This is a genomic window from Pedobacter sp. MC2016-15, assembly GCF_026239695.1.
GTDB lineage: Bacteria > Bacteroidota > Bacteroidia > Sphingobacteriales > Sphingobacteriaceae > Pedobacter.
In genome coordinates, this window is record NZ_JAPIVS010000001.1 from 443,273 (window position 1) to 462,311 (window position 19,039).

Annotated in this window: 20 protein-coding genes; 3 read left to right on the forward strand and 17 right to left on the reverse strand. The window is 43.6% G+C overall.

The window, feature by feature from the left end:
* Positions 1 to 2 precede the first annotated feature (2 nt).
* The 7 genes from OQY15_RS02035 to OQY15_RS02065 form a co-directional block, all read right to left on the reverse strand.
* A complete protein-coding gene (locus tag OQY15_RS02035; RefSeq protein WP_265787098.1) occupies positions 3 to 374 on the reverse strand; it encodes a GtrA family protein in 372 nt (123 codons plus the stop codon).
* A gap of 1 nt (position 375) precedes the next feature.
* Positions 376 to 828 (reverse strand): phosphatidylglycerophosphatase A, encoded by a 453-nt coding sequence (locus OQY15_RS02040; protein ID WP_265787100.1) that lies wholly within the window; start codon positions 826 to 828, stop codon positions 376 to 378.
* Positions 829 to 876: 48 nt separating this feature from the next.
* Positions 877 to 2,082 carry an aminotransferase class I/II-fold pyridoxal phosphate-dependent enzyme gene (locus tag OQY15_RS02045; protein WP_265787102.1) on the reverse strand — a complete coding sequence of 402 codons (1,206 nt, stop codon included), beginning with the start codon at positions 2,080 to 2,082 and terminating at the stop codon, positions 877 to 879.
* A 272-nt stretch (positions 2,083 to 2,354) separates the two neighbouring features.
* On the reverse strand, positions 2,355 to 2,966 hold the full coding sequence (locus tag OQY15_RS02050) for a TetR/AcrR family transcriptional regulator (protein ID WP_265787104.1): 612 nt from the start codon (positions 2,964 to 2,966) through the stop codon (positions 2,355 to 2,357).
* Between the two features lie 136 nt (positions 2,967 to 3,102).
* The gene (locus OQY15_RS02055) at positions 3,103 to 3,441 is read right to left on the reverse strand and encodes a helix-turn-helix transcriptional regulator (protein WP_265787106.1); all 339 of its coding nucleotides are present in this window, start codon (positions 3,439 to 3,441) and stop codon (positions 3,103 to 3,105) included.
* A gap of 173 nt (positions 3,442 to 3,614) precedes the next feature.
* Entirely contained in the window at positions 3,615 to 4,946 is a 1,332-nt protein-coding gene (locus OQY15_RS02060; RefSeq protein WP_265787108.1) for a hypothetical protein, read from the reverse strand.
* Complete coding sequence (locus tag OQY15_RS02065) at positions 4,933 to 5,511, reverse strand: RNA polymerase sigma factor (protein WP_265787110.1); 579 nt, start codon at positions 5,509 to 5,511, stop codon at positions 4,933 to 4,935. Before OQY15_RS02065 ends, OQY15_RS02060 begins: the two co-directional genes overlap by 14 nt.
* Before the next feature lie 199 nt (positions 5,512 to 5,710).
* Here OQY15_RS02065 and OQY15_RS02070 point away from each other — a divergent pair, with 199 nt between their 5' ends.
* The gene (locus OQY15_RS02070) at positions 5,711 to 6,442 is read left to right on the forward strand and encodes a DUF4397 domain-containing protein (protein WP_265787112.1); all 732 of its coding nucleotides are present in this window, start codon (positions 5,711 to 5,713) and stop codon (positions 6,440 to 6,442) included.
* Between the two features lie 367 nt (positions 6,443 to 6,809).
* Here the strand turns inward: OQY15_RS02070 and OQY15_RS02075 are convergent, their stop codons facing one another.
* Entirely contained in the window at positions 6,810 to 8,237 is a 1,428-nt protein-coding gene (locus tag OQY15_RS02075; RefSeq protein ID WP_265787114.1) for a glycoside hydrolase family 125 protein, read from the reverse strand.
* Between the two features lie 195 nt (positions 8,238 to 8,432).
* On the opposite strand from OQY15_RS02075, the gene OQY15_RS02080 reads away from it, so the two are divergent.
* Entirely contained in the window at positions 8,433 to 9,653 is a 1,221-nt protein-coding gene (locus OQY15_RS02080; RefSeq protein WP_265787116.1) for a dicarboxylate/amino acid:cation symporter, read from the forward strand.
* Here OQY15_RS02080 and OQY15_RS02085 read toward each other — a convergent pair.
* On the reverse strand, positions 9,640 to 10,440 hold the full coding sequence (locus OQY15_RS02085; RefSeq protein ID WP_265787118.1) for a hypothetical protein: 801 nt from the start codon (positions 10,438 to 10,440) through the stop codon (positions 9,640 to 9,642). The genes OQY15_RS02080 and OQY15_RS02085 overlap by 14 nt on opposite strands.
* A 105-nt stretch (positions 10,441 to 10,545) precedes the next feature.
* Here OQY15_RS02085 and OQY15_RS02090 point away from each other — a divergent pair, with 105 nt between their 5' ends.
* Positions 10,546 to 11,367, forward strand: coding sequence for an MOSC N-terminal beta barrel domain-containing protein (locus OQY15_RS02090; RefSeq protein ID WP_265787120.1), 822 nt, complete (start codon positions 10,546 to 10,548; stop codon positions 11,365 to 11,367).
* On the opposite strand, the gene cobC is transcribed toward OQY15_RS02090, so the two are convergent.
* From cobC to OQY15_RS02130, 8 genes are read right to left on the reverse strand one after another with little or no spacing between them, the layout of a single operon-like run.
* Positions 11,351 to 11,893 carry an alpha-ribazole phosphatase gene (cobC, locus tag OQY15_RS02095; protein ID WP_265787122.1) on the reverse strand — a complete coding sequence of 181 codons (543 nt, stop codon included), beginning with the start codon at positions 11,891 to 11,893 and terminating at the stop codon, positions 11,351 to 11,353. The two genes, OQY15_RS02090 and cobC, sit on opposite strands and share 17 nt — an antisense overlap.
* Positions 11,878 to 12,669 (reverse strand): adenosylcobinamide-GDP ribazoletransferase, encoded by a 792-nt coding sequence (cobS, locus tag OQY15_RS02100; protein ID WP_265787124.1) that lies wholly within the window; start codon positions 12,667 to 12,669, stop codon positions 11,878 to 11,880. Before cobS ends, cobC begins: the two co-directional genes overlap by 16 nt.
* A 1-nt stretch (position 12,670) precedes the next feature.
* Positions 12,671 to 13,177, reverse strand: coding sequence for a bifunctional adenosylcobinamide kinase/adenosylcobinamide-phosphate guanylyltransferase (locus OQY15_RS02105; RefSeq protein WP_265787126.1), 507 nt, complete (start codon positions 13,175 to 13,177; stop codon positions 12,671 to 12,673).
* A gap of 3 nt (positions 13,178 to 13,180) precedes the next feature.
* Positions 13,181 to 13,774, reverse strand: coding sequence for a cob(I)yrinic acid a,c-diamide adenosyltransferase (locus OQY15_RS02110; RefSeq protein WP_265787128.1), 594 nt, complete (start codon positions 13,772 to 13,774; stop codon positions 13,181 to 13,183).
* Between the two features lie 59 nt (positions 13,775 to 13,833).
* A complete protein-coding gene (locus OQY15_RS02115; RefSeq protein ID WP_265787130.1) occupies positions 13,834 to 16,023 on the reverse strand; it encodes a TonB-dependent receptor in 2,190 nt (729 codons plus the stop codon).
* Positions 16,020 to 16,814, reverse strand: coding sequence for an ABC transporter ATP-binding protein (locus OQY15_RS02120; protein WP_265787132.1), 795 nt, complete (start codon positions 16,812 to 16,814; stop codon positions 16,020 to 16,022). Before OQY15_RS02120 ends, OQY15_RS02115 begins: the two co-directional genes overlap by 4 nt.
* On the reverse strand, positions 16,814 to 17,842 hold the full coding sequence (locus tag OQY15_RS02125) for an iron ABC transporter permease (RefSeq protein WP_265787134.1): 1,029 nt from the start codon (positions 17,840 to 17,842) through the stop codon (positions 16,814 to 16,816). The genes OQY15_RS02120 and OQY15_RS02125 overlap by 1 nt, the downstream gene beginning before the upstream one ends.
* 19 nt (positions 17,843 to 17,861) lie before the next feature.
* Complete coding sequence (locus OQY15_RS02130) at positions 17,862 to 19,031, reverse strand: ABC transporter substrate-binding protein (protein ID WP_265787136.1); 1,170 nt, start codon at positions 19,029 to 19,031, stop codon at positions 17,862 to 17,864.
* Positions 19,032 to 19,039: the final 8 nt, after the last annotated feature.

Consider the following 19,039-nt stretch of genomic DNA (forward strand, 5'->3'; position numbering starts at 1 on the left):
AGTTAAATAAATACGAATTTTTTTTGCATCAGGAAGTTATAACCTGTTCCCACTGTACAAGAGACAATAATTTTTGACAGGATGTAATTTACATGCAGGTAATGAGTAACAAGGAAAACCCCTGCGGTGGTCAGTAAAAGATTTCCGGTCCATACCAAAATGTATTTCAGTATCTGGACATTGATATTACGCTCCTTTGTTCCGAACACCCAATTGCGGCCCATCATAAAGTTAACTGCGCCACCGGCCGTTGTACCTATCACACTTCCAGCAACATACCAGAAATGAAAAACCTGCGTACAGACTAATGTGGTAAGAAAGTCAATAATTGAGGCCGATAAAGACGCGACCTGAGCTTTTACGAAAGTCGCCATATCAGTTAGGAATAAATCTTAAAATAACCTGCAGAACTATATTTGCATAAACCCCTGCAAGTATATCATCAAACATCACTCCCCATCCGCCAGGCAAGTTTTCCAGGCGCCTGATAAAAAGCGGCTTTAAAATATCAAAAAATCGAAAAAGTATAAGTCCCATGAGAACGTTTAATGGAGTAACAGGGATCCACAGCAATGCTATGCACATCCCGGCTACTTCATCGATCACCACCCGGTTATGGTCTTTACCCCAGATGGATTCTACAACGTTTCCGGACCAGATGCCCAGTGCCGATATCAGCACTGTGACAATTAATGCGGGTATAAAATTATTTCCGTCGGGATGGGCAGCATACCACACCAGGCAAGTTACAACAGCAGCGGCAGTCCCTGCCCCTTTACCGATGTAGCCTATGCCTAAGCTTGTGGATGTAATTTTATGAAAAAGCATTTCTAAAATTTTCAATCACCAACGTGCCATTCCCGGCAGCTATGTGTGTCATATACTTACCTTTGCAGGCATCAGCTGAACTTCCTGAAAAGCAGCATACATTTTTTCAACAGCTTCCTCAATCTGAGCAAAAGTATGTGTCGCCATCAGTGAAAATCTGAGGAGCGATGAGTCTGATGGTACAGCTGGTGAAACAACAGGATTAACGAAGATTCCGTTTCTGTGAAGAATATTGGTAATAAGGAATGTCTTTTCGTTATCTCTGATATAAACAGGAATGATCGGACTGTCTGTATGTCCTATATCAAAGCCTGCGTCTGTTAGTAGTTTTTTTGCATAGTTCGTGTTATCCCAAAGTTTATCAATACGTTCTGGTTCGGCTTCAATAATATCCAGGGCTGCGATTACGCTCGCTACAGAAGCAGGCGGCATACTTGCACTGAACATCAATGATCTTGCCCGGTGTTTGATGAATTCAATCGTTTCTTCACTGGCAGCAATAAATCCGCCCAATGAAGCTAAGGATTTACTGAAGGTACCCATGATCAGGTCTACCTTGTCTGTAAGGTTAAAGTGAGAAGATACACCTGCACCGTTAAAGCCAATTACACCCAAACTGTGTGCATCATCCATCATAATGTTTGCACCAAACTCTTCTGCCAATGCTACGATTTCAGGAAGTTTAACAATGTCTCCCTCCATACTGAAGATACCATCAGCTACGATCAGCTTGGCAGAATCTTCTGGTAACCTGCTCAGTTTCTTGCGCAGATCGTCCATATCATTGTGTGCATATTTAATCGAACGCGAGAATGAAAGACGGCTTCCGTCAATGATGGATGCGTGATCATATTCATCCAGAATCAGATAATCATTTCTGTCCAGCAGACAGGAAATCACTCCCAGGTTAACCTGGAAACCGGTACTAAACAGAACCGCTGCTTCTTTGCCTACATAGGCAGCCAGCTTTCTCTCCAGTTCCAGGTGAATATCCAGCGTACCATTCAAGAACCTTGATCCGGCACATCCCGTTCCATATCTCTGAATAGCGGCCTTGGAAGCTTCTTTGATCTTCGGGTGATTTGTTAATCCTAAATAAGAATTGGACCCGAACATTAAAACTTTCTTTCCATCAATGATGACCTCAGTGTCTTGTGCTGACTCTATAGATCTGAAATACGGGTATAATCCTTTTTCCTTAATTGCATTTGCATCCTGAAATGCTGCAATCCTATCGCCCAATTTTTTACGCATGCCTGAATTGTATAATGTTTACTTCAGCTAGATTCATAATTTTATTTTATTCATATACAGATTGATACTAAAAATACCGCAATGAAACATGATCTAATATATTAAAAATATGTTAATTTTAAGATAGACAAAAGTAAATTATTCTTAGACCATAACCGTATTTTAGTCTATAATATTATTGTCAAATAATGAAATTAACGTTTTCAGCTTTCTTTTTTGTCTGTCAACATTGAATATACTTGATATGTATTCAATGTTTGTCAGCATAATATTTATTCTATTTTCTTTTTAAAACTATCATTTCCAATACCAGCTATCAGCATATCAATCATCTCGTCGAAATATTCATTTGTCTGTAATTCAGACAATTCAATTGACAAGGGAAAGTGAAGACCTCTGAAAGCTGTTACCATAACGAAAGACATTTTATTCATCCGGTCTGCAGACATTTCCTTAAATTCTCCGGACTGGCATCCACCCAGCAGAATTTCCTTAATCATATCAATCTGGATTTGCTCATATCTTGATTTTATCCAGATCAACATTCTCATGCTGGCCAGTAAATCATCAAAAAGAACTTCCCTAAAGCTATGAAAACCAATGATGGAAGTGATCTGCGCTTGTAAAAATGCCTTGAGCTTATCTTTAGCTGTCAACGAAGCATTGACAGCCTCCCGAATGCGTTTTACCACATTCTTCATCTCATCTTCTACAACAGCCTCGAAAATCTCATTTTTGCTTGGAAAATAATAATAGAGCGTACTCTTTCCTTTACCGGCAGCGGTAGCTATCTCCTCCATGGTTGTTTTTTTTAAACCATGTTTGCCAAATAGTTTTTTTGCTCCCGATAATATCTCCTCTATTACAATCTCATCCTTTTCCATTCACCATCATAATAAATCTTTAGACCGAAATTCAATTATGGTCCAAAAGTATTATAAAACTTTCTGAATAAAAAGCTCCATTACCAATTTCGACATTGTTGTGATAATCGTATTAAATTAATGTGAAGTTTCTGAGCTATCCCTTTTTGGATCTTTGGTCTTCTCTATCATAAAGATCTATGAGTTTGCTCTGAAGACGGATGACGTTGGATTCGAGTTCAACGATTCGAAGTTTGAGCCTTTCGATCTCTCCCTCCTGCTCACTCTTTTCATCTTCTCCTGTGCTCAGCAATTGCCTGATATCGATCTGATGAACAGTGGCAATCTGATGTATCCTGCTGAAATTAGGGTCAGTTATTCCGGTTTCAAGCTTCGAATAGGCAGGGATGGAGATATCCAGCAATTCCGCCATCGCCATCTGATTGAGGCCTTTTTTCTGACGGAGAATTTTAAATTTTTGTCCGAGTGTTTTCATCTTCAAATTGTTAATTGGTGTTTGTTTGAAAATAAAAATAGTAATTAATTAACATTAATATTACAAAAATAAATTGAAATTTATTGCAATACTGTAAGAATTATTTCTATACCACTAAATAACCAGTATACTTCTGGTTATCCATTGCTACCTATAAGGGAAAAAGATATGAATCAGAAAGAAAGCTGGAACTTAACTCCACTGTTCATCAGGTTGAGATCCTGAGTAGAAAGCTTGCCAATTGGCACCTTGATAAATGGTTCAATCTGGATATTATATTGCTTAAAGATATTCTGCCGGCGACCAATAGAGAAGTTAAAAAATCCCAGATAACCGTTTCCCTTTAATGGACGATCAGGGGCCACCTCATCTACCTGCTGGGTTTCAAGTGCAGTATAACTTTCCATTGCACCGGTAGAAGGATCAGTGCTCATTCTGCTCACGGGCACGGTTTCTGCATAAGTATTACTTCTTTTTTCACTAATCACATTGAAATAAGACACCCCTGCACTTGTATAGTAGTGTTTATTTACCTTATAAACAAGACCCAGCGGAATGTCTATCGCTCTGATGCTGGCATCAACGGTTAAAAGTTGACGGCTTCCCTGTGCATTTTTGCTCACATTTGAGAAGGCAGCGTTTGCAGGCATGGCAGGCCCGGCATCCGGCACATTTTCACCGGAGCCCAGTTGTACCAGACTGACGCCTGAGCTCAGCGATATTTTATCAGAAACGTGATAAGCCGTAACAATCCCTCCCCCAAAGTTCACATTAGTGCGCGTGGCAGTTGGCATTACCTGCAGGCCAAAATCCCATTTGGAAACCGCAGCTTTCTTTTTCTCTTTTTTTGCAGCCATTTTGGACTCAGCAAGTAAGAATTCTGCAGTACTTAATTTAGCTGTAGCAGGAAGTACAGTACTGTCTTTCGCAGCCGGAGTGACCGGCTCGGAAACTGCTGTATTCACCTGATTCCGGGCCAGAACCTGCTCTTTCTCCAACGCAGCAATGATCTCAGCTGGCTTTGCAGAAACTTGTGGGTTAACAGGTATAATCACCTGATTTGCATATACCGGAGCGGCTTGAGTTTCAGACTGCGTATTCTTTATATCTCCCCCCCCTTGTGCTGCCTGCCTTTTTGCAAGAACATTTGCAGAAGAAGCAGCAGCGATTTGTGATGCCTTCTTTTGTGCGTAAGAAGTGTTTTTCTGAACATTCAGAGCAGGTTCAGCAGTTTTCAGTGGAGTTGACGGCTTTTTAACAGATACAGTCTCCTGACCAGTAGAAACACTATTTCCCTGATGCTGAAAAAACTTTTTTATACCAAAAGGAATCGCAGAAGCAATCAGGAGCAGCACGGCAGCAACTTTAAGCCAGGCAGGTAAAAAGGGATATTTCTTTTTTTGCTGTTTCTGGAAAGATTCCCACTCGCCCGGAACATAGGATTCCTCATAATCTTCGAAAAGATCAGCTATCTCCTTTATTAATTCTTTATTAGACTGTTCCATCTGTAATTTTTATACTTTTTTTATAAAGCTCTCTCAATTTTTGTTTTGCCCGCGTAAGATAAGTACGGCTGGAGCTCACCGGTATAGTTAACATTGATCCGATTTCTTCATGACTGAAACCCTCTATCTCGTAAAGATTAAATACAGCACGGTGAAGTTCAGGCAATTCATTCATCAATTTCAAAATATCCTCTGCAAAGAGTTTCTGCTCCACATCCACGTGCCCGACATGCACATCATCATATTCCTCCACAAAGGTGAGCGCACTTTTATTAGCACGTATTTTATCCAATGCTGTACGGACGGTAATGGTAGAAAGCCAGGATTTAAATGTCTTCTGAAAATCCAGGAGGTCACCATTATGCTTAAAATCGTACATTGTTTTGAAGGCTTTAATAAAGCTGTCATTCACAACTTCGCGGGCAACATTCCTGTCCTTGAAGTAGCGGGTGGATACTCCCATGAGATAGCCCCAATAATGAACATATACACGTTCTTGTATACGCTCATCACGGGCACTCAGAGCCGCAATGATCTCCCGGAACATTGTATCTTTTTTATCCACGCTACGCTAAGCCTATCTTTACTGACAATATTTCTAATTATTTCTATGCGTTGAACGCAGCATTTGACAGTAAAACGCATACTGCAACAAGAACGCTACAAACCCTGCATTTTATAAAATTACAAAAAAGTCTGTAGCGTTATGCAAGAACCGTTCGTTTTACACCCCGAACACATATTACAAATTAAACTTTTTAAACATGAAATTTAATCTTACCCTCCTATCTGAAAAATCCAGAAGAGCTTACGTTTTATTCGGTCTGTTATCAGGAGCTGCAATCTTAAGTTCCTGCTCACACAATGATCCTCAGCCAATACCGGACAGAGCAGCCTTTTCTGTAGTGAATGCTTCTCCAACTAAAACATCGGTAGATTTTTATTTGGATAATGAAAAATTGCCATCTAACCTACCTTTAGCGTATGGAAACGTGACAAGATACTTCGTGGTGATTCCTCCGGGCAGCAAAACAGCAAAAGTAACTGTTGCAGGTAACTCTACCAGCATTGGCACTCAAAAGATCACGCTTGAAAATGACCGTTTTCATTCACTTTATCTGACTAATTCCGGAGACACCGTATCTGTATTAAGAGTGAGAGATGACTGGTCTAACCTGAAGTCAGGAAATGCTCAGGTACGTTTTATTAACTTATCTCCTGGTGCCCCTAACTACAGTCTGACACTGGCTGATGACACTACTGCCTTTAACAACAGGGCCTATAGAGAATATTCTGCATTCAAGTATGTCCCAGCGAAAACAAGTACTACACTGACACTAAAAAACACAGCTACCAATGAGACTGTAGCGACATTGCCAAATGTTGTGTTAAAAGATGGTGATGTTTATACAGTGTGGGCAAAAGGTCTGGCAACTCAGTTACCAACTGATACAGCGAAACGCCTTCAAATTACAAGGGTAAATCCAGCGTTATAATCCACAGCTTCTTTGCAGGTAATGCTGCATTTTTTATCGCCCGAACCGTCTGAATTGTGCTTTCAGGCGGTTCATTATTATCGGCTTCCTTGTTTCAGAATAAAAGCTGCAAGCATGCAGGTTACCAAAATCCCCGAGATTCCGGGAAAAAGAATAAAAAGATATAGAATTCCACTTACTGCGATTACAGTCAGGACAAACAATAACCCCTTCAATGGGGTTTCCATTTTAAATGCGGCAATAATTGTAAACAGGTAAAAGGCTCCGGCGAGTATTTGTAAGAACATGCGCAAATATGCCTATCTTAATGTTAATTTAATGTTAAGCCCCGTTCTTAATTATATTCACATGACAATTATGCTGCATTTTATGCACCTGCATTAAGCAAATCAGGTCGTTCCTGATAGGTCTTCCACAGAAATTCTCCCAACATTGCATTTACCCAGGGAAAAGCTGCCCTGGTATATTGCCGTGGGTTATCCACATGAAAAGATTCATGCATGAAACCTGTGTCGCCATGGCTCTTTTGCAACATCGCCAGACACTGTTTAATTTCTGCTTCATCTGTACTGGTTAGTGCACGGGCAATAATGCTCATTGGCCATACCATATTTTTACCGATATGCGGACCACCTACGCCCTCCGCAACTTTTCCCTTATAAAAAAAAGGATTGTCGGCCGAGAGCACCATCTTCCTTGTATTCAGGTAAACAGGATCACTCATCGACATGGCGCCAAGATAGGGCATCGCCAGCAGGCTGGGAATACTGGCATCATCCATCAGGTGATAACTTCCCATACCATTAACCTCATATGCCAGCACCTTGCCATAGGTCTCATGTTCAATAATCGCATATTTTTGCAAGGCTTGTCTTACCTCCATAGCCAGCGCTTCCATCTCAGCTGCTATTTTTTCATCTGCTTTGATTACCCTGAAAATCTCTGCGACCTGACGCAGGCTGACCACAGCAAAAAAGTTGGAAGGAATTAAAAAGGAAAATACTGTGGCATCCTCTCCGGGCCTGAATGCAGAACAAATGAGTCCTACGGGTTTTACAGGATAACCAAAGCCCTGCATAGCCAAACTATCCGTTGCCCATGCTGTGGCCCGCTGAAAATGATACGGTCCATCGTTATCCTTCCGCTGCTGCTCTTTGAAGGTCTTCAGAACTGTTTTCATCGCTTCCTGCCAGTTGGCATCGAAATGACTGGTATCCTTTGTCTGCTGCCAGTACCGGTATGCCAGCCTGATGGGATAACACAATGAATCAATCTCCCACTTTCGTTCATGTACGCCTGGGATCATATTGGTCAGGTCGTCCTTAAATTCAGATGTTTTGGTAGGGTCATTAAAGAAAGAGCTTGCATAAGGATCTTTCAGTATGTATTTAGTCTGCCGGTTAATTACCCCTGCAACAAGATCTTTCAGTGCTTTATCTTTTCTCATCAGGGGAAGGTAGGGCCACACCTGTGCCGAGCTGTCACGAAGCCACATCGCATCCATATCTCCGGAACTCAGGAATGTATCAGGTCTGTCTTCAAAATTGGTAAAAGTAACAGAAGTATCTAGTGTATTGGGAAAGCAGTTATTGAATAACCATGCAAGTTCTTTATTTTTCACTTTTGATGTAAAATCATTGATCAGATTTTCCACCGCCTTACTATTGAAACGGCGTAATGCCTGAGCCCTCCTTACCACCGGAAATTCTGGTTCCGCTGCGAATGATAAAACTTTCCCCGAGAATAAAGCGGCAGTTAACAGCCCTGCCTTTTGCACAAAAGATCTTCTTTCCATTAATGATATATAAGCTTCTACTATTACAATGACCCGAATTTCCTTCAATATTATATAAATTTTAAGAACATCCGAGCCAAAACTCTCCTTTGACCCCAAAAATCAAACCAGAATAAACAAAAAATAAATAAATATTTAAACTGTATAACTTTGTCTTAATTGTTAATTGAAGCTTTTTAAGATTATCTTCGCATTATGAATAGTTTTTATTCGAATTACAAAGGAATCATCTGGCTACTTGCGGGAATTATAGCAGGTAGCATTGCAGGACTGTTATTCGGGCAGCGCGTAAGCATACTGAAACCTGTGGGTGAAATTTTCCTGAACCTGCTGTTTACCGCTGTAATTCCCCTGGTCTTTTTTTCGATTGCATCTGCTATCGGTAGTTTAAAGGAAAGCAATAAACTGAGTAAAATGATGACCGTTATGGGATTGGTTTTCCTGGCCACCGTAATCATCTCAGCCTGTCTGACTATCCTTGCCGTCAGGATCTTTCCAATTCATGAACAGATGACTGCTGCCACACTCACTGAAACAATTGATAAAAAACCATTTGGCGACCAGGTTACCCAGCTTTTTACTACCAGTGAATTTTATGAATTACTGTCGCGCAAAAGCATGCTCGCCATGATCATTTTTTCTGTTCTTACCGGCTTTGCGACCTTACGTGCCGGTACTGCCGGAGCTGCATTCTCCGCATTTCTGGTATCGGGTAATGAGATCTTTAAAAACGTATTCGTGATCATCATGAAGCTTGCCCCTGTCGGACTTGGTGCTTATTTTGCCTATCAGGTGGGCATCTTTGGACCCCAGCTTTTTGGCACATACGCGCGTTCCTTAGGCATATATTATGGGGTCGGTGCTTTTTACTTTGTCTTTTTATTCAGCTTTTATGCATTTGTAGCGGGAGGAATCAAAGGTATCAGGAAATACTGGAAAAATAACATTGTCCCATCAGCAACTGCAGTGGGTACCTGCAGCAGTATCGCCAATATCCCGGCCAATCTCGAGGCGGCAGAAAAAATAGGTATTCCTCAGTATATCTCAAACGTAACTATCCCCCTGGGAGCCACCTTACATAAAGACGGTTCAAGCATTTCATCAATTATTAAGATGGCTGTTGTCTTTGCTTTGTTTGGAAAGGGCTTTGACAGCATAGAAACCATTGTCCTGGCGCTCGGTATGACAGTGCTGGTGAGCATAGTAGAAGGAGGAATTCCCAATGGAGGATATGTAGGAGAATTGCTGTTTATCTCTGCCTATGGCTTCCCACCGGAAGCGCTTCCACCGGCGATGATCATCGGCACCCTGGTAGATCCTATGGCAACGCTGCTCAATTCAACGGGCGATACCGTGGCGGCAATGCTGGTGGCCAGGTTTACTGAAGGAAAAAACTGGCTGACTACAAAGGCATAAAGCCATTTTCAACATGGCTTTCATCCAGGCCCACCACAGAGTAATGTCTCGGAAGATACCAGGTAACAGTCTGCATCATATTCCTGTAATGTTCTTCTGACTCAAAAAGATCCGGAGTAATGTTAAATGCCAGATCCTGACTAACATTTTCACCATTTTTGCGCATCATCAGCATCACTTTAGGCCCCAGAACTCCATTGAGCTCAAAAAAATCTTTTAACAACTTTCTGGTATGTGCCGGAAGAATAGCCTCTGAAGGCTGTCCTATCATTACTTCTTCGCCTTTTGCAACAACTTCTTCAGTATTACTGCTATTGCTAAAAAGGCTTTCAAGGGTAAAGAAACTTCCGTTGAGTTGATAATTCAGTACATCACCATAAGTTAGTACCCAGTCGGGCTGTCCTGCCCCGGGATTAAGGACGATACCATATCCCCTTTCTACAAGAAAACCATTAATCATTTCTTCAATCACGTAGGACTGAAATTCTTCACCCGGTTGTGGCACAAATAACTGGAAGTATGGGAAACCATCCGGACCCGCAATCAGCTGTGGTGTTCCGCAACGGAAGGCAGCCAGTGGCAAGGCAGCCAGAAATTGGCTTACCCATTGCTCATTTCTCTCTTCCCTTGGTACTTCAAGCAGTGTGGCCACGATCTGCGTTTTTTCGAGATCTCCCGGAACTGCCTGAGGTTTATCCTGAGGCAGTGGTTTTGAAGTATCAGGTGTCTTTGCTGTTTGTGCCGCTTTTGGTGCTTCAGTCTTCTTGAAAATATCGAATAGTCCCATGTATTTTAATTTGCTCCCCGTCAGATTTATCCTTCTTCCGCAATTCAAAGCTAGCAAATTATGAATAGATCTCTTTGGTTTTATTATCTTTTGTATCTTTAAACAATGAATACCCACTTTTTATCCGAGCTCCATATCTATCCTATCAAATCATTGGGAGGCATCAGCCTTCAACAATCCCGGATCCTGGAAAGGGGCCTGGAATATGACCGGAAATGGATGCTCATCGATGACGGAGGGACTTTTGTTACCCAGCGAAAACACTTCGAACTCGCTATGCTGCAGGTAAGTATCGCAGATAATACGGTCACAGTGAGTCACAAAAAAGAGCACTCATTGCGGATTTCTTTTTCAGTGGATGAAACCACAGGCATCCCTATTCCTGTGAACATCTGGGACGATCAGTCGACCGGTATTGAAGTCAGCAAAGAAGTAAGTAGATGGTTTAGCGATTTTATGAAAATGTCCCTGCGACTGGTACAAATGCCGGAGGATGCCAGGAGATTGGTAGATCCGCGTTATGCCCGCGATCAGGAAATTGTGAGCTTTGCTGATGGATATCCCTGCTTGTTGATCAGCCAGGCTTCGCTTGATGGCCTCAATGCAAGACTTGCTGAACCGGTGAGGATGGACCGCTTCCGTCCTAATTTCGTATTCACTGGTGGAGAGCCGCATGTGGAAGATACTTTTGAAAGATTCTACCTGGGTGAAAGTCTATTTTCAGCGGTAAAACCCTGCGCAAGATGTGTACTTACTACCATTGATCAGCAGACAGGAGAAAAGGGTGCAGAACCTCTTAAAACACTGGCCGCTTACCGCATCATGAATCAGAAGGTGATGTTCGGACAGAATCTGATCCACCAAGGACTGGGTACGATCCGTGTGGGCGACGAACTTCGTGTAAAGAGCTTTAAACCGAAAGCCTGAAAACCTCTCCAATAGCAACGGGGATAGAGAAAGAATCTTTGAGCCCGATTGCCCTGTAACGGGCTAGAATGATACGGATCACACCTCCGTGTGTAACGATACAAACCTTATCATACGACTCCTGCAAGAGTGTGTCCCAGAACCGAGAAATGCGTTGTTCCATCCCGAGCATGGTTTCGCCGTTTGGCGGGGAGAGATGTACAAAATCTTTCATCCAGGCTTCAGATGCTGCCCTGTCTATGGTATCCCAGGTTTGACCTTCCCAGTCGCCAAAATTCAGTTCATACAGTGCTTCATCTGTAACATAAGATCTGCCAGTAAACCCGGATGCTGCTACAATTGCTCCTGCGAGCAGTGTACAACGGGAAGAAGGACTGGAATAAATCGCATCAATTTTTTCAGGAAGTTGCTTCAGGACAGCTGCCGCTTCGGTGGAAAAACTGCTGGCAAGGGCAACATCCGATCGCCCGTAGATCAACCCTTTTTCGACCTGAGGCCTCGTGTGTCTGATCAGATAAATTTCCATGCGAGAAAGATCGACAAATAGATGACCACTTCTGATACCTGCTGAACCGCACCCAGACAATCTCCTGTATACCCATCAATCCATTTATTGAAATACCTGCCGGAATAATGACTGACGAAGGCTACAGGGAGTAAGGCATAAGCAACGGAAGATTCACCGGTGTAATAAATCAAACCTGCCAGCGGCAATAATGCCAGTACAGCAGCGATCCCCAGGTTGGATGATTTAGCTTCGTCCTTCAACGCAGATCCTGCCTTACTGTCCTGCATCCGGGCATAGCTATAATTGAAGGTGACGATGATGGCCGCAAGGCGACTGAGCGACTGTGCCGTCATAAAAACCCCCAGAATAACAATGGAATTGACATTCGTGCTGACCTGTATGGTAGCAATGAATTTAATCGCGAGCAAAAAAATCAGACCTGTAGCTCCGTAAGTACCGATACGGCTATCTTTCATGATATCGAGAATTCTTTCTTTTGTCCAGCCTCCGCCAAAACCATCACATACGTCAGCAAAACCATCTTCATGGAATGCACCGGTGAGCAATATGGTAGATAACATCGAAAACAAAACCGCCAGGGCATTACCAAAGAGGTAATTTGCCAGAATGTAAACTGCTGCAGCAACCATACCTACAATCCAGCCTATTACTGGCAGATATCTGATGGCATCCGGCAACAAGGCTGCATAATCTTCATGAACCGAAGCTGGTACCGGTAGTCTGGTGTAAAAGGCCAGCGCCGTTAAAAAAAGTTTCAATTCCCTTTTGATCATGCTATTTCTTTAAAAATAATGGCAGTCCAGAAACCATAAATATAGCCTCTTTCGCTTTCGCAGCAACATATTGATTAGCCCAGCCCTGCAGATCAGCAAATTTACGCCCAACTTCTGTTTCTGCATGCATACCCATCCCCAATTCATTGGAAATGCAAATGAAGGTAGCATTTAATGCGGTCAGCTGATCAATTTCCTGTTTAAAATCTGCCAGAGCAGCATGAATATCATACTCATGATCCATAAATAAATTGGTGAGCCAAAGCGTTACACAGTCAATCACTACCGTACGGCCTTCCAGCGGTAATAAATGCAGATCGCGGTAAACTTCGTAATTGGTCCATTCCTGTCCACGGTCGTCCTGATGACGTTTCACCCGTTGCCGGAAGTCCTCATCCCATATTTTTGCCGTAGCAATATATACTGGCTCTTGAGTCAATTCCTGTGCCCGCTGCTGCGCGTAGGCACTTTTGCCGCTTCTTACTCCACCACTTACATAAATGACCATAGTCTAAGATTGAGCTGCGGGATCAGAATTTTTAAAACGCTTGTAGAGAAATAGCTGCCACTTTTCTTCTGCAACACCTGCTTTGTCCATCTCGGCACGCGACAGTGTAAAAAACAGATCCGATAACCTGTTAATATATGCAGGAATGGTTTCATCCACTTCGTCAGTTTGAATCAGGCTGACCAGCCTCCTCTCCCCTCTGCGCATCTGCGTCCGGATCATATGGCATAGTGCCGAAATTTCATTCCCTCCGGGAAGAATAAAATAATCTGAAGGATGCGTCATTGCACCTTCGAGTTCATCAATCCAGCTTTCACAAAATTCCGGGCCATCCAGCGGCATCGGATTGGTATTGATTTTTTTTGTATCTGAAGGACGGGCAAGATGGGACATCATATCCATCATATCTTTCTGAATCTTGTGCAGTTTGGGCTGCCATTCATGTGTAGTACCCAGTTTTACCCTGAGAAAACCAATGGTAGAATTAACTTCGTCCAATGTCCCTATGCATTCTACACGCACCCCATCTTTGCTCACTCTTTTACCACCAAAGAGACCTGTAGTACCTTTATCTCCCTTTTTTGTATAGATCTTCATTATATTTTTTTTATGAACTTCATCCCTCTGTTAACAACGATGAAGCTACGGGTTTAATTTTAAAAACTCAGCCCATATCTGACCGAGAAATTTCTGCCGGCGAGGTTGTAACCTCTTTTTTCATAGTAATTTTCGTCGGTGATATTGTTCATCAGAAAACTGAGTGTATGTTTCTTTTGATAAGTATAGGAAGCACCAAAATCAAGGGTCATGAATTCAGGGTAAACGATTTCCGGCGATAAGGGATCATTGAAATCTGTATCCTTCCGCTTGCCCACATAACGGCTGCTCAAGCGCAGATCCAATCCTTTCAGGTTATTGTATTCAAGTCCGGAGCTAAAAGTAAATACAGGTACATTGTAGATATCTCTTAACGTTCTGCTGCCGTCTGCAGCTACAGTGACTTCCCTTGCTTTGATAGTCCAGGTCTCTAAGGCAAAATATTTAAGTGAATAATTTTTACCTGCCAGTTGTCCAAAATCCCAGGCCACTTCTCCTTCCAGACCGTTGATATTTGCCTTATTTGCATTGACGTAGGTGGTGATGCTATTGATTTGAAGACCTCCTGGCGTCAGCTGTGTCGCCGGAGGAATGGTCCTTTGCGTAGTAATCCTGTCCTTAACTGAAGTACTGTAATACGTAATATCAGCGCTCAGGCCAAGCTCAGATTTAGCGATCCTTAATCCTGCATCCCATGAGATGCTGTTTTCGTTTTTAAGATCCGGATTTCCCTGGGTCACCGTGGCCTTTCCTCCGGAGAGAATTTCAGAATATCCAGCTACGTTATAAGCATCAGGAGTAACAAAAGCACGGCCGGTGCTGGCATGCACAGTAAGCAATTTCATTAGGGTGTACTGAGCGGCCAAACTGGGACTTACAAAGGGATTGGTTTGCTTTCCGCCAGCGTAGGTATTTAATAGGGGCGTCTGTTTTACATTGTATGTAATTAAATCCATCCGTAATCCGGGATTGATGATCAGACGATTATCCAAAAAGTTCAGCTGCCCCTGAAGATATGCAGCTGCAGAGTTCAGGCTATAGTTGGGCGAGAAAGGTGCTCTTTCTGCTCCTGTAGCCAGGAACGATTGTGAACTGGTCGATGCGCTGCTGTAATCCAGGCCGAATATCAGGTTGTGCCTGCCAAGGCTTAAAGCGTCTTTAGCCTGTATCCCTTTCCAGCTCGTTTCGCTTTTGAAAGAGGCATAGGGAGCAATCTTAGCTCCTCCTGAGCTAAGCGTATAGTTCAGGTTGTTCTCTTCGGAAGTATAGCCTCTGAGGGATAATTTATGATTTGAGAAGTTTCCGGATAATGTTGCTTCCTCGTTATGACGTTCAATATCTTTGGTACTGGGTTGCGCATTGCCATAAAAAATATCGCTAGGGGCTTCAATGTTTTTTGCGACAAAACGTTCTCCCCTGATATCGACCCTCCATGTATCATCAATCTGATATCCCAGTCGCAGGCTTCCGGTATTATAGTTGAGCCTGGTATAATCCCTTCTGAGTCCGTCAGAACGGTTATCATCCACCTCAACCGGCCCAGTTGTGTAGTTTTTGGTGGCTTTATTGGCGTCAAAGAGGTTGCGGAGGAGATTTCCTTTACCGAGTTTCATGTTTTTGTTCCTGTCATAAGTAAGAAAGGACAAGTTGAAATCCAGCTTCTTCGTGATATTACCACCTGCATCGGCTCCCAGTTTAGCAGTCTCATAAGAACCATATTCGGCAAATAGGTTTCCGTGTACATCACCAGCAGACTTTTTGGTGATGATGTTCACTACTCCGCCCATTGCGGATGAACCATATAATGCCGAAGCAGGCCCCTTCAGTACTTCAATTCTTTCTATATCAGCAGGGTTGATCGTTGCGATACTGACTGTACCAGCCGGACGGCCGTCAACCAGTAAAAGGGAACGCTGGTTTAAACCACTGATTTGTGGCCTGAAACCGCGGATACCAATCCCGGCAGAAAGACCAGGGTACTGGATAATACTCAGCGAAGAATTTTTCTTGAGTAAATCAGTTACCTCTCCCGATGAGGTAAGTGCCATGGCCTGTTTGGTAATGACGGTAATATGCTGCGGCACATCGCGCCTTTTGGTTTCTGTACGTAAAGAAGTTACCACAACTTCGTCAAGGGCGTTAGTTTTTATACTATCCGCTTTCTTTTCCTGTGCGAATGCCGGACTGCCCATAAAAACTCCGGCGATCAGCAGGTTTTTGAAAGATAAAAAGTGTAGATGTTTATTCATTTAATGTTGTATGAGATTCTTATGTTTCGTGTAGTTTCGGTGACGATATCAAATGATATTCCGTCCTTCCCAAAAGCCTGCTCGAATGCGCCATTGAGCACCAGCTCTTCCGGCAGTCCGGCCGCCAGCTGTCCGGCACTGTCCATCAGCCAGATCTGACCGGCGACCTGCAGGGCAAGGTCCAGCTCATGGGTAGAAATCAGTATCGCCTTGCGCGTTTCTTTTGCGAGTTTGTGGAGAAGGCGCATCAGCTGAATACGACTGGGGAGATCTAAATGCGCTGTAGGTTCATCCAAAATAATCAAAGGGGTATCCTGAGCCATAGCCCTTGCAAGCATGACCTTCTGACATTCGCCATCACTCAAGCTATCGATTTTACGGTGCAGAAATCCGGCTGTTCCCGTAACCTGAACAGCATGGTCTATGGCGGCTTTATCTGCCTCACTGAGGATACCAAGCCAGCCCGACCAGGGATAGCGGCCCAATGCGATCACAGTGTAGACATCCAGGTTTCCCGAACGGATATCGTCCGTAAGCACCAGGCTGATTTGTTTTGCCAGGTCCCTGGGTTTTAGCTGCACCATGTCTTGCCCCGCCAGGATAACCTCTCCGGAAAGGGGATGCTGCAAGCCTGCAACAGTGCGCAGCAAGGTAGATTTTCCGCAGCCATTTGGCCCCAGTACGCAGATCAGCTCTCCCGGAAACAGCGCCAGATTCAGCGGACCAGCGACGTGCTTCCCGGCATGATAGCCAATATGCACTGCATGAGTGTTTAAGATTGCCTGTTCCATTAGAATCCCCGTAGTTTTCGCGGCCCCGCAATAATCCAGATCACCACAGGTGATCCAACTAAAGCTGTAATTACATTGATAGGTAAGACGGTCTGACTTCCTGGCAATTGAGCGATGATATCGCAGCTTAACATCAACACCGTTCCCAGGAGACAGCAGGCTGGAATTAAGATGCGATGGCTCGATGTATTGAACAGGGCTCTCGACAAATGGGGTACTGCTATGCCTATGAATCCGATAGGTCCGCAAAAAGCAGTAATCCCTCCGGCAAGAATACTGGTACTGATGACAATGATCAGGCGGGCACGCTTTACCGTAAGCCCCATACTGCGGGCATAATTGTCGCCCAGTAACAGGGCATCCAGCATTTTTGACGAAAGAAAAGATATCACCAGGCCAACACTAATGACAATAGTCAGGATCAGCAATTGATTTCCTGTTACTCCTCCCAAAGATCCGAAAGTCCACATCAGGTAATCCTTGATCAGTTCAGGTGCACTGAAATACTGCCAGATGCTGATTAATGACAAGGTGATATTGCCTATCATCACCCCTACAATCAACACAATTACATTGTCTTTTAAGGATGAAGAGATAGACACAACCAGCAGCATGATGATCGCAGCGCCCAATGAGGATGCAATGATCACCAGCCAGCTGCCAGACAGGCCAAGTTCCCGGATGGTGTACAAACTCGTCAGGCTTCCCACAGAGAACATCACCAGGGCCACACCCAGACTTGCACCGGCCGTGATGCCCAAAACGGAAGGCCCCGCAAGAGGGTTACGGAACAGCGTCTGCATCTGGAGACCGCTCACGGAGAGTCCGCAGCCAACAACAATTGCTGTGATGGCTTTCGGAAGTCTGATCTTTTCAATAATATAGATCCAGCTTTCATTGACGGAATCAGCTGTAAAAAGTACGCTGATCACTTCCTTTACAGGGATGTGTACGGAGCCCAATGCTACATCAAGCAGAAAAGCTATCACCAGAAGTGATAGCAGAACAGTAATTTTTACTTTATTCAAAACTATAAAATTTGAGAAATCAGTTCAGCTGTTTATAGTAAAAGAGCTGGTGTTGCGGTAAAAGTTCAGGGTGAAGAATCCTGATCAGATCGGCCAGAATCAGATGCGGGCTTACAGAACCAGACTCCCAGTAATCATTTGAGCCGAGGTCGTTTACCCTCTTGTTATAGTTAAAGATCTTACCGGTTTTGAAAGGCTTGAAGTCGGCATAGCGGACATCAGTAGCGCGGATATCTTTTTTGGAATCCACATAACCCACATTTAGCCAGTAATCAGCCTTCAGCGCTTCCGGCGCTACAGTTTCAAAGTTCAGTGCAAGGCTGCCTTTTCCTTTGACATTACGCCATTTGTAATTCGTTCCGGCATCTTTATAAAATTCTGCCATGTAACTGTCGCCGTCAGGCACATTCCATACTCCCTTGAAAGGCATCCCACTGATCAGGGTAGGTTTATCTTTAGCATGACGGCCAATTTCTGCCAGCCTGTGGTATTCTTTTTCTATGGCATCAAACTTTTGGTCGACCACATCCTCAGTGTTAGTGAGGGCAGCCATAACTTTAACCCATTCTGCGCGGCCCAGCGGAGATGTTTCCAGCCACTCGGAGTTGAGCATGACCGGCACTCCCGCCCTGGTAAGTGTTTCGTACTTACTGTATTTCGCATCCGGGTTTCCCATCACGATCACCAGTCCGGGTTTCATACTGATCAGCATTTCATCATTCATGGTACCGTCTACCCCAACATCCCTGACCTTACCGGCTGCAATGTTTTTTCTGACCACGGCTGAACTGATATATTTGAAACTACCCAGTCCTATGATATCGTCAGAAACACCTGCAAAATCTGCCTGGGCCACATGTGTGGAAGACATCGCTACGAGTCTTTTAACAGGAATGCTGATCAGCTGTGATTTTGGAAATCCTTCCGGTGCCTTCGCCCCCTTTGCCAGCAAAACGTATTGTGCAGTATCTGCTGTAGGACCAAAACCAGAGTAAACACTCACGAGCTTATATCCATCGTAGTAATCTATAGCGAAACCTTTGGCATATTTGATCTCAGCACTTCCCGTTTTTGCGGAATGATGCTGTTTGTGATTAGTTGCCTGTCTGCAGGAACTGCTCAGCAACAGGAAAGCCAGCAAACAGGTGTACATACCTGTCAGCAGCGGATAGTTTATTTTTCTCATCATAACTGTTA

Excerpts from the sequence above, each read along its gene's own strand:
- OQY15_RS02080 (WP_265787116.1), top strand. The coding sequence starts at position 8,433 with ATGAATAGTTTTTATTCGAATTACAAAGGAATCATCTGGCTACTTGCG.
- OQY15_RS02055 (WP_265787106.1), bottom strand. The coding sequence starts at position 3,441 with ATGAAAACACTCGGACAAAAATTTAAAATTCTCCGTCAGAAAAAAGGC.
- OQY15_RS02110 (WP_265787128.1), bottom strand. The coding sequence starts at position 13,774 with ATGAAGATCTATACAAAAAAGGGAGATAAAGGTACTACAGGTCTCTTT.
- OQY15_RS02045 (WP_265787102.1), bottom strand. The coding sequence starts at position 2,082 with ATGCGTAAAAAATTGGGCGATAGGATTGCAGCATTTCAGGATGCAAAT.
- OQY15_RS02115 (WP_265787130.1), bottom strand. The coding sequence starts at position 16,023 with ATGAATAAACATCTACACTTTTTATCTTTCAAAAACCTGCTGATCGCC.
- OQY15_RS02075 (WP_265787114.1), bottom strand. The coding sequence starts at position 8,237 with ATGGAAAGAAGATCTTTTGTGCAAAAGGCAGGGCTGTTAACTGCCGCT.
- OQY15_RS02040 (WP_265787100.1), bottom strand. The coding sequence starts at position 828 with ATGCTTTTTCATAAAATTACATCCACAAGCTTAGGCATAGGCTACATC.
- OQY15_RS02050 (WP_265787104.1), bottom strand. The coding sequence starts at position 2,966 with ATGGAAAAGGATGAGATTGTAATAGAGGAGATATTATCGGGAGCAAAA.
- OQY15_RS02070 (WP_265787112.1), top strand. The coding sequence starts at position 5,711 with ATGAAATTTAATCTTACCCTCCTATCTGAAAAATCCAGAAGAGCTTAC.
- OQY15_RS02035 (WP_265787098.1), bottom strand. The coding sequence starts at position 374 with ATGGCGACTTTCGTAAAAGCTCAGGTCGCGTCTTTATCGGCCTCAATT.
- OQY15_RS02060 (WP_265787108.1), bottom strand. The coding sequence starts at position 4,946 with ATGGAACAGTCTAATAAAGAATTAATAAAGGAGATAGCTGATCTTTTC.
- OQY15_RS02120 (WP_265787132.1), bottom strand. The coding sequence starts at position 16,814 with ATGGAACAGGCAATCTTAAACACTCATGCAGTGCATATTGGCTATCAT.
- OQY15_RS02085 (WP_265787118.1), bottom strand. The coding sequence starts at position 10,440 with ATGGGACTATTCGATATTTTCAAGAAGACTGAAGCACCAAAAGCGGCA.
- OQY15_RS02105 (WP_265787126.1), bottom strand. The coding sequence starts at position 13,177 with ATGGTCATTTATGTAAGTGGTGGAGTAAGAAGCGGCAAAAGTGCCTAC.
- OQY15_RS02130 (WP_265787136.1), bottom strand. The coding sequence starts at position 19,031 with ATGATGAGAAAAATAAACTATCCGCTGCTGACAGGTATGTACACCTGT.
- OQY15_RS02090 (WP_265787120.1), top strand. The coding sequence starts at position 10,546 with ATGAATACCCACTTTTTATCCGAGCTCCATATCTATCCTATCAAATCA.
- cobC (WP_265787122.1), bottom strand. The coding sequence starts at position 11,893 with ATGGAAATTTATCTGATCAGACACACGAGGCCTCAGGTCGAAAAAGGG.
- cobS (WP_265787124.1), bottom strand. The coding sequence starts at position 12,669 with ATGATCAAAAGGGAATTGAAACTTTTTTTAACGGCGCTGGCCTTTTAC.